Consider the following 12,886-nt stretch of genomic DNA (forward strand, 5'->3'; position numbering starts at 1 on the left):
GTGGTTTGAATTCAAGGCTTAGTGTTGCCGACGCGCCGCAATCATGGGCGTGCCGCCATCGGGGTGGCTGAGCAGTATACAGGGCAAATCAAAACAGGCTTCCACCGCTGTAGGGGTCATGATGCTGGCAACATCACCCAAAGCCTGCAAGCGGCCATCGCGCATCAGCGCTATCCGGTCTGCATATTGCGCGGCCAGGTTAAGGTCATGCACGATGGCGATGACTGCCACATCACCCTTATTGGCCCAGCGCCGTGCGATCTCCAGGATGCGATGCTGCTGGCGTGGGTCCAGCGCTGCGGTGGGTTCATCCAGCAATAACAGGCGCGGGCCTGCACTGGCTTCCCAGATCTGCGCCAGCACTCTGGCCATTTGTATCCTGGCTTGTTCACCACCAGAAAGCGTGGTGTAGATTTGTTCTGCCAGATGGCCGGCATCGACCTCTTGCAGGGCAGCCAGGGCAATCTGGATATCCTGCGGTCTGCTGGCGCCCTGATGATGAGGATGACGGCCCAGCAGGATAATTTCTAGCGCCGAATAGTCGAAACCGACCTCGGCACGCTGCTGCATCAGGCGCGTTGACGCGCCAGTTTGAGCAGCGGCCACTCAGCCAAGGAGTGACCATGCCAGCGTACATCACCCGTACTGGGCTTGAGCTCACCGGAGATCAAGCGCATCAGCGAGCTTTTGCCTGCGCCATTGGGCCCGCACACCGCGAGTAATTCGCCAGGCGCAACATTGAGGCTGACATCCTGCAACAAGGTCTTATGCGATAGATTCAAGCCCGCGTTGATGACTTCTAGCATGGCAACTCCTATAAGCCTATCTTGCGGCGCATATGGAACAGCAACAGCAGGAAGAAAGGCACACCCAACAAGGCAGTGATAATGCCAACCGGAATTTCGGTAGGGGCGGCGATGGTGCGCGACAACAAATCAGACAACAGCACCAGGATGGCGCCGACCAGCGCCGAGGCTGGCATGACGATACGTTGATCCGGACCTATGGCCAGCCTGACCAGATGCGGGGCGACCAGGCCGATAAAACCTATGATGCCAGTCACTGACACCACCGAGCCTACGGCCAGGGCAATGGCGGTGATGGTGACTTGGTTGAGCCTGCGCACTGAAACCCCCAGCAGGCTTGCTTGCACTTCGCCCAGCGCAAGGGTGTTGAGCGCACTGGCTTGTTTCAGCAAAACCAGCGCTGCGCCGCCGCTCAAGCACGCCACCATGGCGACCATGGGCCAGGTGGCGGCTCCCAGGCTGCCTAGCGACCAGAAGTTGAGCGAGCGCATCTGCAGATCATTGGCAATAAAGGTCATGAGGCCGATCAAGGCCCCGCATAAGGAGCTGATGGCGATGCCAGTCAGCAGCATCAGGGCAATGGATGTGCGGCCCTGGCGCGTGGAAATGCTGAAGATCAATATCGTGGCGGCCAAACTACCTGCAAAGGCAAAGATAGGCAGAGCGAATTCACCGATATAGCCCTGTAGCGCCGTCATCCAGCTACCGCCGAGTACGATGGCATAGGCGGCAAACAAGGCGGCACCACCAGAGACCCCCACCAGGCTGGGTTCTGCCAGAGGATTGCGCAGCAAGGCCTGCATGGTGGCACCAGACACCGCCAGTGCCATGCCAGCCAACACCCCCAGCGCCAGCCGCGGCAGGCGGATATTCCATAACACCATGGCCTGTTGCATTTGCTCTTGCGGAATAGCAAGCCAGGCATCAGTGTGCGGCGGACTGAGCAGCAGCTTTAATACATCCAGGGGTGCAATCGCGACTGCGCCTATGCCAGCGGCCAGCACCACAATGATCAGCAGCACCAGGCTCAGGCCCAGCAAAATTCGGCCACGCAGTTGCAGGCTGCGTACTTTGGGTTGCGCCAGGGGCATAGGGGTAGCCAAACTCATATCGCCAAGTTCATATTAAAAGCTCATTACTTGCGTATCGCCTGACCCAGCTCAAGCATGGCGCCAGGCAGGCGCGGGGTAAAGCCTATGATGTATTGGGTATCCATGCTGACTATGCGTCCTTGTTTGCCTGCGGGGGTCATGCCCAGGCCCGGCGTCTTGAGGAAGGCTTGCAGGCCGCCGCTGGCCTCCAGCCCTTCACGTGTGGTGATGATGACATCCGGCGCTGCTGCCACCAGGGCTTCTGCTGTCAATGGCCTATAGCCTTTGTATAAACCCGCCATGACATTCTCGCCATGTACCAGCGTAATTACTGCCGCCGCAGCGGTTTCATCGCCTGCCGCTTGCGCGCCACGGCCAGAGTTGTTCATCACAAACAACACACGTGGTTTGCCCTTGAGTTTATCCAGCTTGGCGGCTGCGTCTTTCCAGTCCTGCTCAAATTGCTTGGCCAATGGCTCGGTGCTGGCCGCATTGAGCTGCTTGCCTATGGTGCGGATATCTGCGGCAACCTGCTGTGGAGTATGGCTGGCTTCAGGCAGTTGCAAGACCTTGATCCCAGCATTGCGCACCTGCTCAATTACATTGCGTGGGCCAGCACCGGCTTCGGCCACGATCAGCGTCGCACCAGTAGAAACCAGGCCTTCAGCAGACAAGGTACGCATATAACCACTTTGGGCAGCTTGAACGCTGCCTCGGGGTAAACACTGGTGATGTCATTGGCAATCACTTCATCGCCTTTGCCCAGTGCAAAGACGATCTCGGTGACAGCGCCACCCACGGTCAGCAGTTTCTCAGCCGCAAGCGCAAGCTGGCTGCTGCCCATGAGGGCAAGCGCCAGCAGCAGGGTACGTGAGTTCATACGCTCCCCTTAAGCTGGCAATTGCGCCACAATGGCACGCCAGGCTTCCAGCTCGGGTTTGCCCGGCTTACGTGCGCCAAAGAACTGCGCCATGATCTCGCCCTGGGCATCAAACACTTCCAGCGAGGTGACAATGCCATCTTCGGTGGGCTTCTTCACTACCCAGGTTTCGGCAATCAAGTCAGTACGCAAATGCAGATTGAAGCCTTCATCCAGCACATTGATCCAGGGGCCCATGGCTTTAACGTTTTGAATAGGCCCGGTGTGGATCTGGATATTGCCAGGGTTGCCAACGAAACACATGATGCTGGTGCCATCGGCGGCAGCCGCTTCCAGCATTTTGGTTGTTGCGGTGTTGTCTACCTTGTAGGCATGGTTTTCTGGTGCCAGACGCAAAGCCTGGGTACGTGCCAGGCCAAACTTGCGCAGCAAAATAAAGAAATCATGCGTGTCCTTCATTGCCAACCAGGCAGCCGCAAAGCCTGCGGCATCTACTTCGCTATCAGGCTTAACGGCAGGGGCGGGCTTGGCAGCCTCAACTTCCTGGCCTGGGGTCTGGTCTGCGCTGCGGTATTTTTCCACCAGGGTATGCCAGCCTTCTACATTGCTGAAATCCTTGAGGTGTATCTTGTGAATGGCAGTGCCAGTGGCGTCATAGAACTGCAGGCTGCGTTGCGTGCCTTTCTCGGATTCTTCACTGACGGCATAGCCATGCTTCCATTGCGAATAGAAAATGCGCAGGTCGATATCTGGCCCAACCACCAAGCCTACGTGGTCGTAGGAAATGTTCTCGTAAGTGCCTATCTTTTCATGCACGGTGCTTTCGTTGCGGGTCAAGGCCATGACACGGCCCAGCAGGGGCACATCGGCAATGATCTCGTGGAACGGGCCTTGCAGGCGCACGGCTTCGTGGCCTATGGCATTGGCGATGGCCTGGCCTTCGCTGATCCCTATGGCCTGCGCGGCTTCACGGTTACGCAGTTTTTGTTCTTTTTTGGCGTGATGGAAAGCTGGTATTGCTGTTCTGTGGTCGCGAGCTGATTCATGGTCACTCCTGATGGTCTAATTAACTAGATTAATGTGTACGTTTTAATACGTTAACTCTACAAAAAATTTGATATTGCGGCCCTGGGCAAATATTCCTAGCCCGCCCATGGCGCTGTCCAGCCTGTATTCTTCATTGCGTAGATTCTCCCCCACCACCCTGAAGGCCAGGTGCTTGCTGGGTTGCCAACGCAGATTGGCATTCCATATCTGGTAACCATCCTGGGTGCCGAAGACAAGCGGACTGCTGATCCCGCCACCACCGATGATGACATTGCGATCCCAGACTTTACGATAGGTCAGGTTTACCTCAACTTGCTCACTCAATTGGGTGCCAAAATTGAGGTTAAGTGCATTACCGGGAACGGTATACAGCGGCACGAAACTCGAGCCATCAAATAACTTGCCCGAGGTGCGCGAATAAGCGCTCCTGAGGTAAAAGGCTTTATATTGCAGGAAAGTTTCGAATTCCACGCCATTACGCTTTTCATAACCGTCCTGGGTGATGCTGCCATCAGCGTTTTCACGCAATGAAAGCAAAAGATTCTCGGTGTCGATATGAAAAAGGTTGAGCTTGCCCGAGAGGAAAGTACCAGTATTCCACAGATTGGGATTCAGGTAGCTAACCCCGATTTCGGCTGAGGCAGAGGTTTGCGGTTTGTATAAATCTCCGCATATGCCCGAGGCTTGGCCATTCACCATGGTAATTCCGGGAATGTTTACTGATGTTCGCAAGCACCTGCTGAATGGGCCTTGAGTAAAGTATTCGTCAATCAGTGGTGGCCGGAAACCCTGGCCGTAATTACTGTAGAGCGTCAGTTTTTCAGGGTTGTTTCTCGGTAATACTTCATATGCCAGCCCCAGGCTAAGGGAATCACGGGTGAACAATATCTTGTTGGCTTGTTTGTAAGGAGCAAGCAGGCCCAGGGTGCCGCCATCAGCTTCCACCAAATACTCATCAACACGATAGCCAGGCATCATGCTGAATTGACCAAATTCGAAACGCGGTTGCACATAAAAGGCATGAAACGATTTGCTGCCAGGCGGAGCCGAGGCATTGAAGCCGTTGGGGTACAGTGCCGTCTGCATTACGTAAGTCTGGTTGTCGTAGAAGCGCTCAATGTCCCGCTTGTTTTCGTTGTACTGGTACCCAAACAGAGTAGAGAACTTGAACCAAGGTCCATTAACAAAGTGGGAGGTGTTGGTGATATCCATTGACCTGGTTTTGTAGGTGTAATAGTCATTCAGGTTGCCATGACAGTTTCTGGTCAAGCTGGGGTTAGGCCTCCATATCAGGCCATCGCAATTCCTCTCTGGGCCGTTCAGGGAGGACATGCCTGGTGCCATGGTGTCTTGTAACTTGGTATGACCGCCGCCAAAGGCAACCTTGAGATCAATAAACCGCGTGTCCGGACGAAAATAAATGGTCTCTGACCATGTCTGATCGTCGATGGCGCGCACGACATTGCCGAAAGTGCCTGGCTGCCCTCCAGTGGCATCATAGGGTTGCAAACCCTTGTCGTCGAAGGACACCAGCGAGGTAACAAATTCCAGGCTGTCTGTTGGGAAAACGCTGAATTTCAACAGCTTCGAAACCGAGGCAACCGCAGAGCTTTCCAATATTGTGCCATTACCCAATTCCATGTCTTTTGATTGGCGATTCGAGTAGTTATAGAGAATATCCAGCCTGTCATCGGGTCGCCCATAGACCATGTAGGAGCGGGAATATTCATCGTTATTGTTGCCATAGCCAAACTTGACTTTGGCACCGTAACGCTGGCCTGGCTGCAGCAGGTCCGCCGCATTCTTGGTCGTGGCAATGATGGTGCCACCCAAAGAGCCTGAGCCACTGGAAATCTGCGGGCCGCGCTGTACTTCTATGCTTTTCAGTAGTTCAGGTTCAATGAAAGTGCCACCCATACGGTATTTCTCAAAACCCTTGGGCACGCCGTCGACCTTGACCATGACATCTTCACTATCGGAATATCCACGAATACTAAAGGTCATGCCACTGGGGCGGGGGCCGCCACTGATGGAAACGCCTGGCACGGAACGCACAGCATCAAAAATGTTGCTGGGTTGCAATCGCTGTAGTTCCTGGCTGGAAATGGTGGTAATAGACTGCGTAGGATTGATGCCTGTTTCTTTTTCCCGATTCGCCTTGACGCTGACTTCAGGCAGTGTGGTGCTGACAGGAGGCGTCTGGGCTGCTGCGGAGGGACTTTCCTCAGCAAGCACCGCTTCGCCATGTAGCGAGGTAGCGGTTACATACAGTAGAACTAGGCTTATACGGGTGAAGAGATGCATTAATTTCAGAGGATTTCAGTAATAAAACGGATGGTCATACACAGAGCCATCCGTTGGAGGGGTTTAGGCAGTCTTGCCAGCGTTTTTACGTCGGCTAGCTGCACCCAGTACTCCCAGCCCCAGAGCGAGCATGGCATAGCTGCTTGGCTCAGGCACGGCGCTCACGACGGCAATTGCCAGCTGGTCTAGGCTTAAATGGCTTTCATTGGCCTTGAAATTGAAAACATAGATACCGGCAGAAGTGACATCACTCCACTTCCAATAGACTTCCTGCTCTGCGCCACGACCATTTGCAACATAGGTTTCCACCAGTGTGGCGGCAACACCATTAAGGGTTGCAGATGTGTTGAGCAGGGTGCCTGTGGTGGCAGCCCTGAGGTAGACATCGAAACTACCAGTGCTGGTGCCTAACAGGGTGGCAATGAAGTTACTGGTGCCAAGCGCGTTGTAAATATTCTTGGAACCTATCAGCGAGGCCAAGGTGCTGGTTTCAGTCAGCGTGGCACCTGCGCCAAACTCAGGCGTGGCGTTGTGAGTGGCGGAAGCGAAATTATCCCAGGCAGCATATTGCGCTACCAAGGATTCATTCCACGGTGTAGTGGAATCCCAAACGTTGCTGGTAGCAAATGCAGATGTGGCGAAACTACTGCCCACTGCGAATACAATAGCAGCTAATTGCGTGTTTAAAGTCATGATGGTAATACCCCGATATAAGGAAGAGTGGCTGGCCCGCCATGAGCGGAGCCAGCCATTTTTGACGCTATCTATATTGTTTTTAGATTAAGCGTTTTGCTTGCGGGCACGACGGCCTGCGAAAGCGAGTACGCCCAGGCCCAAACCGAGCATGCCGGAAGTGCTTGGTTCTGGAACTGCTGCAACTGCTACGGTAGCCAGTGCCAGTTGATCCAGGCTCAGGCTGGAGGAGGTGCCTTTGAAGTTGAAGGTGTAGAGGCTAGCGCCGGACACGTTGCTCCACAACCAATAGGCTTCCTGCTCGAAGGATTCACCGAAGCCGCCAAAGTCGCCTTGGGACTGGCTGAGTTGAATCACGGATGTCGCACCGACACCATTCAGGGTTGCGCTGGTGCTGGCAATAGAACCTACAGTGCCGATACGCAGGTAAACATCAAACAGGCCACCTGTTGTGCCGCTCAGGGTTGCAGTGATGTTCAGAGGCAATGCGAAGCTGTAGATGTTGCCACCGCTGGTGACGAAAGATGCGCCAGAGGTCTCGGTAACGCTGGCAGTAGTACCAGCAGACAGACCTACATCAGGAGTGGAATCAGAGGTGCCGCCAAAAACATTCCACTCTGCGTATTGGGAAAGGGTGCTAGAACCCCAAGGAGTGGCAGTATCCCAAACGGCTTGAGTAGCAAATGCGGAAGAGCTGAAGGCAACACCTGCGATAAGAGCTAAAGCTGAAATTTTCATAATGGATTCTTTCAAGGGAGTGTTAAATTTCCCTTCCTCTTGAAGGTGATAACACTCGTTTCAACATTTAAGCTCACGGACCCACACCGTCGAGCATTCAATGGTCAATGCCCTATGAACGGGCATCGCCAAAATACAGTTCAAATAACTGCTTGCGATGTGTCAGTGTTCTCGGTCTCAGCATGTGCCGGCTGGAAATCCACCACAAAGCGGTATTGCTTGCCGCAATCTATGATGATTTCTTTTTGCCCGCGCCGTAATAAGCGAATATCCACTTTTAAGCTACCAAAACCATCATGTGCGATCAGCTCATCGAGCAAGTTGATCAAGCAGGTTTTAACAGGGGCTTTAGCTGGAAGCATAAATTAAGGTCACATTAATCATTAATCACAACATTAAGGCAAATGATAACAATTATCATTGGGTAGTGCAATGGTGACATGTAATTATTTTTATTTGCATTTATGAGCTGGAGCAAATCTTTATATCTGCAGGATTTACTTGTAGGGCGGTGGTTTAGGCGAAAAACACTGCAAGATGAACATGTAATTAAACCCATGTATGCATCATGGAAAAAAAGCTTTTGGCTTGCGCAGTAAATCAACGCTGATCCCGTATAATTCGCGCTTATGTCCATATTGCTAATGATTATTTTGGTCAGCCTCGCAGGTGGGGCATTGAGTGTGCTTTTTGCGGCCTTCTTTGCTTCAATGCCAAAGCTTCTTGGGTGCCCATGCTGATCAGCTATGCGATTGGGGCTTTGCTGGGGGCGGTTTTCCTGGAAATTCTGCCGCATGCCTTTGAAATAGCCAGCAGCGTGGAAACCATGTCTGCCACCATCTTGCTGGGCATATTGTTGTTCTTTGTGCTGGAAAAACTAGTACTTTGGCGGCACTGCCATGGTGATGAGTGCGAGGTGCATGCCACGGGTCATGATCAACATGCGCACGGCCACAGTCATGGTCATGGGAATACCCATGATCATGGTCGCAGCGGCCTGATGATCATGATAGGTGACACTTTCCATAACTTTGTTGATGGGGTGCTGATTGCTGCCGCCTTCATGGTGGATGCCAAACTGGGCATGGTGACTGCAGTGGCCATCATTGCCCACGAGATTCCCCAGGAAGTAGGTGATTTTCTTATCTTGCTGCATTCAGGCTATAGCAAACGCCATGCGCTGTTGTTTAACCTGTTTTCCAGCATGGCCACACTGGTTGGCGGGGTGGCGGCATATTTTGCCCTGCAATCTGTACAGAGCTGGATTCCCAGTATTCTGGGCTTGGCGGCGGCCAGCATGATTTACGTTGCGGTGGCGGACTTGATTCCTGGCTTGCACAGACGTACCGAGCTCAAGGCCACGGTACAGCAGGCTAGTCTGATTGCATTGGGCATTGGCAGTATTTGGCTGACGGGTGTTTTGCTACACGCGGGCTAAGCAGTACTAAGTGTTGTTTAAATTTTTCCTGCTTTGGCAGGGTTTTGCATTTAAAGAGAGATGAGCTTGCAAACTCCAAAAGTTGGTTTTGTTTCATTGGGCTGCCCCAAGGCAGCTTCAGATTCTGAGCGTATCCTGACCCAGCTTCGCGCTGAGGGCTACGCCATATCGGGTAGCTATGATGATGCTGATCTGGTGGTCGTCAATACCTGTGGGTTTATTGATAGTGCGGTTGAAGAGTCACTTGACGCCATAGGCGAGGCCCTGGCTGAAAATGGCAAGGTGATAGTCACTGGCTGTTTGGGTGCCAAGAGTGATGTGGTCAAGGCTGCTCACCCCGGTGTTTTGGCGGTCACAGGGCCGCATGCGCTGGAAGAAGTCATGACGGCAGTGCATGCCAATCTGCCCAAGCTGCATGACCCTTACACCGATCTAGTGCCACCCCAAGGTGTGCGCCTGACGCCACAGCACTATGCTTACCTGAAAATATCTGAAGGCTGTAACCACAGGTGCAGTTTCTGCATTATTCCTTCCATGCGTGGTGATCTGGTTAGCCGTCCTGTCGGTGAAGTCATGAAAGAGGCAGAAAACCTGGTCAATGCCGGGGTATCTGAATTGTTGGTGATTTCGCAAGACACCAGTGCTTACGGGGTTGATGTCAAATACCGCACAGGTTTCTGGAATGGACGTCCGCTCAAGACGCGCATGACTGAGCTGGCTACGGCATTGGGTGACCTGGGGGTCTGGGTGCGTATGCATTACGTCTATCCATACCCGCATGTGGACGAGATCATCCCCTTGATGGCGGATGGTTTGATCCTTCCCTATCTGGATGTGCCATTCCAGCATTCCAGCCCGCGCATTCTCAAAGCCATGAAGCGTCCTGCAAATAGCGAGAATAATCTGGCCAGGGTTAAAGCCTGGCGCGATATCTGCCCGGACATCACCATACGCAGCACCTTTATCGTCGGCTTCCCTGGTGAGACGGATGATGATTTTGAACATCTGTTGGATTTCCTGCAGGAAGCGCAGCTGGACCGTGTGGGCGCTTTTGCCTATTCCGCCGTCGATGGCGCAGCCGCCAATCAGTTGGACAATCACGTACCTGAATCACTCAAGCAGGAAAGACTGGCGCGCTTTATGGAAGTGCAGGAAGCCATCAGTGCCGAGAAACAGAAGCGCAAGATAGGCCGTATAGAGACTGTGCTGATTGATGAAGTGAATGGCGATGAAGCATAGGCCGTACCGCAGCTGATGCGCCAGAAATTGATGGCGTGGTGTATTTGGCTGGCGGGGAAGGTTTGCAGCCAGGTGATCTGGTTGAAGCACAAATTGTGGATTCAGATGGGCATGATCTCTGGGCCGCACCGCCTCAGCGCGACTAATGCTGATATATAGAGCATCTTTGATATATAGGAAATCTTGAAGTGTCTAGGGATATCGATTTTTAATCTGCGCCCTGGACATCTGAGAGCAGTTAAGAAAACGGCGCCTAAAGGCGCCGTTTTTATTCCTGGGTGCTGAAAAGGTCGGGCATGATGGGCGTGGGACGCTGAGAATCTGCACGCTCTTCGAGAAAATCCATGGTGTAGGGGCAGCGAGTGGGCTTTTTTACCACTTTGCGTTTTTTTCCCGAAGCTTCAGTATTGATGTATGGCGTCTGGCTGATGCGCACATAACCCGAGGACTGCAGCTTTAGCGGAGTGGTTTCAAACAGGCTGAGAGGGTTGTCGATATTCTGCAAGGTAATGGCTTGTTTGCCCACCTTGAGGACGTTATACATGACAAACTTGCTGCCTGTTTGCTTGCCATAAATTTCGCCAGTGAGAATATCCAAGATTTGCCTTTCGCTAATTCATAACAATCATATCGTTATGAGGCAAAGCTGACAAGGCTCTTGAGTCGGATTTTGCCTATGGAATCGCGCGTTTGCGCAGGCCTATATGCTGACGGATCAAGGTGTTGGCTTGTTGGCGGAACCCTTCAGCGCGACTGTCCTTGACCCACATATGTAGCAAGCCGGAGAAGAACAAATGACTATCAAGCGCCAGCGCAACTGGATCTAGGCCAATGTTCAGCTGGCCTTTTTGCTGCGCACGCTCGTAAAGCAACTGAAGTTTTTCTATGAAGTAGTGACAATTCGTCACTATTTGTTGTAATACTGCTGTAAATTCATCCACATATTCGCATTTCACCATCATGATCTCGTAGATCTCACGGATTGCAGCATCGTGGTTGAGGGTTTGAATAGTATTCTCGAAAAACTGCTCTATGGTGGAGAGGGGGTCTTCAGACTCTTCATTCAGGGCGGCGGCATCAATGTGATCAATAAATGGCAGAAATGCCTGATCACGCATCGCGTAAAAAAGCTCAATTTTGTTTTTGAAGTGCCAGTACACCGCACCGCGTGTGACTTCTGCGTGCGAGGCTATATGTTCTATTGAGGTACGGCTAACGCCTCTTGCTGCAAACACCTCGCGGGCTGCGTCAATAATACGTTGCCGCGTGATGGCGGCGTCCTCTTTAGTCTTTCTTGCCATGGGCTTGCCCTTGAAAAAGCTGTTTACATACAATCATGTTTGTATATAATATACATTCGATATTGAATGTAAGCAAGTATTTTGTTTATAAGACATGGAGTTAACTATGGGAGTGCGCGTGATTAATCAAGCTCGTGGCAATAAGGATGGACTTGGGTCCAGCAAAAAAATCGTACTCGCCTTAACGGCAGCGTTGACGCTAATCTCCTGTAGCAAGGGTGAGCAGCAGGCGGCACCGCAAGGTGGCGGACAGGCAATGCCTGTGACTGTACTCACCCTGGAACCGACATCAGTCCCTGTGAGTGTTGAGTCTGTAGCGCAAACCGAAGGTGCGCGTGAGGTAGAGATACGTCCACGCGTGGGCGGTATTCTGCTCAAGCGTCTTTATGAAGAAGCTCTTCCGTCAAGGAAGGCCAAGTGCTGTTCCAGATAGACCCTGTGCCTTATCAGATTGCTTTGGCTCAAGCCAAGGCGCAGCAAGCCCAGTCTCAGGCCAAGATTGCCCAGACCCAGCGTGAGGCTGACCGTCTCAAGGGCTTGTTGGAGTCCAAGTCCATTAGCCAACGCGAGTATGACAATGCCACTTCTGACAATGATGTGGCCAAGGCCGCCTTGCTGCAGGCGGATGCCAGCGTGCGTGAGGCCGAGCTGAATCTTTCCTATACCAAGGTGACAGCGCCTGTGAGCGGTGTTTCCGGGCGCTTCCAGTATTCCGAGGGTACTTTGGTGGCTGCCAACGATAGTCTGTTGACTACCGTGGTTCAGCTTTCACCCATCTGGGTGCGTTTCAGTCTTTCCGATAATGAACTGGAAAAAGTCGGCGGCCGCCTTAGCGAAAAGAATGTCAAGAAAATCACTTTATCCTTACCTGATGGCAAGGAATACAACGAGACCGGCAAGCTCAATTTTGCTGCCAGTCAGATTGACCCGACATTAGGCACGCAGCAACTGCGTGCGACCTTTACCAATGCTGACAAGCAATTGGTGCCAGGTCAGTTTGTGCGCGCCAAAGTCACCGTGGGTGAGCAGGATGGCGTATTCCTGGTGCCGCAAGTGGCAGTGCAAAACTCGCAGCAGGGCCGTTTTGTTTACGTGGTCAATGAGCAAAACCAGGCGAGTGTGCGTCCAGTGGTGACAGGCAATTGGTCTGGCAGCAATTGGGTCATCCTCAAGGGCTTGAATGCAGGCGAAAAAGTGGTGGTGGATAATCTGATCAAGATTCGCCCAGGCGCGCCATTGCAGCCTCATGCTCCAGCAGAGCAGGGTGCTAATCCTCAAGGTGCACAGCCTCAAGGCGAAACTGGCAAGCCAGAATCCAACGCTAGCGGCAAGCCAGCTTAAGCAGGAGT

At 52.7% G+C, this 12,886-nt stretch carries 14 protein-coding genes and 3 pseudogenes; 5 read left to right on the top strand and 12 right to left on the bottom strand.

The features are described 5' to 3' along the window. Nucleotides 1-18: 18 nt before the first annotated feature. From JCM2850_RS23535 to JCM2850_RS19545, 6 genes and pseudogenes are all read right to left on the bottom strand, one after another. Nucleotides 19-570 (bottom strand): ATP-binding cassette domain-containing protein, encoded by a 552-nt coding sequence (locus JCM2850_RS23535; RefSeq protein ID WP_051525428.1) that lies wholly within the window; start codon nucleotides 568-570, stop codon nucleotides 19-21. Next, a pseudogene (locus JCM2850_RS23540) lies at nucleotides 570-746 on the bottom strand (ATP-binding cassette domain-containing protein); the annotation flags it as partial. The gene JCM2850_RS23535 and the pseudogene JCM2850_RS23540, both read right to left, overlap by 1 nt. A gap of 68 nt (nucleotides 747-814) precedes the next feature. Further along, nucleotides 815-1,915: a FecCD family ABC transporter permease gene (locus JCM2850_RS13925; protein WP_025872618.1), complete on the bottom strand. Its 1,101-nt coding sequence runs from the start codon at nucleotides 1,913-1,915 to the stop codon at nucleotides 815-817. 26 nt (nucleotides 1,916-1,941) lie between these two features. Further along, nucleotides 1,942-2,580: a heme/hemin ABC transporter substrate-binding protein gene (locus tag JCM2850_RS19540; protein WP_081775088.1), complete on the bottom strand. Its 639-nt coding sequence runs from the start codon at nucleotides 2,578-2,580 to the stop codon at nucleotides 1,942-1,944. Further along, nucleotides 2,532-2,777: a TroA family protein gene (locus tag JCM2850_RS20645; RefSeq protein WP_051525431.1), complete on the bottom strand. Its 246-nt coding sequence runs from the start codon at nucleotides 2,775-2,777 to the stop codon at nucleotides 2,532-2,534. Before JCM2850_RS20645 ends, JCM2850_RS19540 begins: the two co-directional genes overlap by 49 nt. A 9-nt stretch (nucleotides 2,778-2,786) precedes the next feature. Next, nucleotides 2,787-3,680 carry a hemin-degrading factor gene (locus JCM2850_RS19545; protein ID WP_234406277.1) on the bottom strand — a complete coding sequence of 298 codons (894 nt, stop codon included), beginning with the start codon at nucleotides 3,678-3,680 and terminating at the stop codon, nucleotides 2,787-2,789. Here JCM2850_RS19545 and JCM2850_RS23050 point away from each other — a divergent pair. Further along, on the top strand, nucleotides 3,669-3,818 hold the full coding sequence (locus JCM2850_RS23050; RefSeq protein ID WP_234406278.1) for a hypothetical protein: 150 nt from the start codon (nucleotides 3,669-3,671) through the stop codon (nucleotides 3,816-3,818). The two genes, JCM2850_RS19545 and JCM2850_RS23050, sit on opposite strands and share 12 nt — an antisense overlap. A 48-nt stretch (nucleotides 3,819-3,866) precedes the next feature. On the opposite strand, the gene JCM2850_RS13940 is transcribed toward JCM2850_RS23050, so the two are convergent. From JCM2850_RS13940 to JCM2850_RS13955, 4 genes are all read right to left on the bottom strand, one after another. Further along, a complete protein-coding gene (locus tag JCM2850_RS13940; RefSeq protein WP_051525435.1) occupies nucleotides 3,867-6,059 on the bottom strand; it encodes a TonB-dependent receptor domain-containing protein in 2,193 nt (730 codons plus the stop codon). A gap of 132 nt (nucleotides 6,060-6,191) precedes the next feature. Beyond that, nucleotides 6,192-6,782 (bottom strand): PEP-CTERM sorting domain-containing protein, encoded by a 591-nt coding sequence (locus JCM2850_RS13945; RefSeq protein WP_234406279.1) that lies wholly within the window; start codon nucleotides 6,780-6,782, stop codon nucleotides 6,192-6,194. A 126-nt stretch (nucleotides 6,783-6,908) separates the two neighbouring features. Then, the gene (locus tag JCM2850_RS13950; RefSeq protein WP_025872624.1) at nucleotides 6,909-7,559 is read right to left on the bottom strand and encodes a PEP-CTERM sorting domain-containing protein; all 651 of its coding nucleotides are present in this window, start codon (nucleotides 7,557-7,559) and stop codon (nucleotides 6,909-6,911) included. A gap of 140 nt (nucleotides 7,560-7,699) precedes the next feature. Next, nucleotides 7,700-7,921 carry a hypothetical protein gene (locus JCM2850_RS13955; protein WP_025872626.1) on the bottom strand — a complete coding sequence of 74 codons (222 nt, stop codon included), beginning with the start codon at nucleotides 7,919-7,921 and terminating at the stop codon, nucleotides 7,700-7,702. Between the two features lie 267 nt (nucleotides 7,922-8,188). Between JCM2850_RS13955 and JCM2850_RS19550 the strand changes: the two are divergent. Together JCM2850_RS19550 and rimO are read left to right on the top strand one after the other, a co-directional pair. Then, a pseudogene (locus tag JCM2850_RS19550) lies at nucleotides 8,189-8,997 on the top strand (ZIP family metal transporter). A 60-nt stretch (nucleotides 8,998-9,057) separates the two neighbouring features. Then, nucleotides 9,058-10,382, top strand: a pseudogene (gene rimO, locus JCM2850_RS19555) (30S ribosomal protein S12 methylthiotransferase RimO). Between the two features lie 122 nt (nucleotides 10,383-10,504). Here rimO and JCM2850_RS13970 read toward each other — a convergent pair. Both JCM2850_RS13970 and JCM2850_RS13975 read right to left on the bottom strand, forming a co-directional pair. Then, nucleotides 10,505-10,834 carry a hypothetical protein gene (locus JCM2850_RS13970; protein ID WP_025872628.1) on the bottom strand — a complete coding sequence of 110 codons (330 nt, stop codon included), beginning with the start codon at nucleotides 10,832-10,834 and terminating at the stop codon, nucleotides 10,505-10,507. Between the two features lie 76 nt (nucleotides 10,835-10,910). Then, on the bottom strand, nucleotides 10,911-11,537 hold the full coding sequence (locus tag JCM2850_RS13975; RefSeq protein ID WP_025872629.1) for a TetR family transcriptional regulator: 627 nt from the start codon (nucleotides 11,535-11,537) through the stop codon (nucleotides 10,911-10,913). A gap of 118 nt (nucleotides 11,538-11,655) precedes the next feature. On the opposite strand from JCM2850_RS13975, the gene JCM2850_RS24335 reads away from it, so the two are divergent. Both JCM2850_RS24335 and JCM2850_RS19560 read left to right on the top strand, forming a co-directional pair. Then, complete coding sequence (locus JCM2850_RS24335) at nucleotides 11,656-11,970, top strand: hypothetical protein (protein WP_439645873.1); 315 nt, start codon at nucleotides 11,656-11,658, stop codon at nucleotides 11,968-11,970. Next, nucleotides 11,955-12,878 carry an efflux RND transporter periplasmic adaptor subunit gene (locus JCM2850_RS19560; RefSeq protein WP_439645874.1) on the top strand — a complete coding sequence of 308 codons (924 nt, stop codon included), beginning with the start codon at nucleotides 11,955-11,957 and terminating at the stop codon, nucleotides 12,876-12,878. The genes JCM2850_RS24335 and JCM2850_RS19560 overlap by 16 nt, the downstream gene beginning before the upstream one ends. The last annotated feature ends 8 nt before the right edge of the window (nucleotides 12,879-12,886 follow it).

Origin of the sequence: Methylobacillus glycogenes JCM 2850 (assembly GCF_000617925.1) — a bacterium.
GTDB lineage: Bacteria > Pseudomonadota > Gammaproteobacteria > Burkholderiales > Methylophilaceae > Methylobacillus > Methylobacillus glycogenes.

Bases quoted from the DNA above. Each gene is read 5' to 3' on its own strand.
- JCM2850_RS13955 (WP_025872626.1), bottom strand. From the start codon at position 7,921: ATGCTTCCAGCTAAAGCCCCTGTTAAAACCTGCTTGATCAACTTGCTC.
- JCM2850_RS13975 (WP_025872629.1), bottom strand. From the start codon at position 11,537: ATGGCAAGAAAGACTAAAGAGGACGCCGCCATCACGCGGCAACGTATT.
- JCM2850_RS19540 (WP_081775088.1), bottom strand. From the start codon at position 2,580: ATGCGTACCTTGTCTGCTGAAGGCCTGGTTTCTACTGGTGCGACGCTG.
- JCM2850_RS20645 (WP_051525431.1), bottom strand. From the start codon at position 2,777: ATGAACTCACGTACCCTGCTGCTGGCGCTTGCCCTCATGGGCAGCAGC.
- JCM2850_RS23535 (WP_051525428.1), bottom strand. From the start codon at position 570: ATGCAGCAGCGTGCCGAGGTCGGTTTCGACTATTCGGCGCTAGAAATT.
- JCM2850_RS13925 (WP_025872618.1), bottom strand. From the start codon at position 1,915: ATGAGTTTGGCTACCCCTATGCCCCTGGCGCAACCCAAAGTACGCAGC.
- JCM2850_RS13950 (WP_025872624.1), bottom strand. From the start codon at position 7,559: ATGAAAATTTCAGCTTTAGCTCTTATCGCAGGTGTTGCCTTCAGCTCT.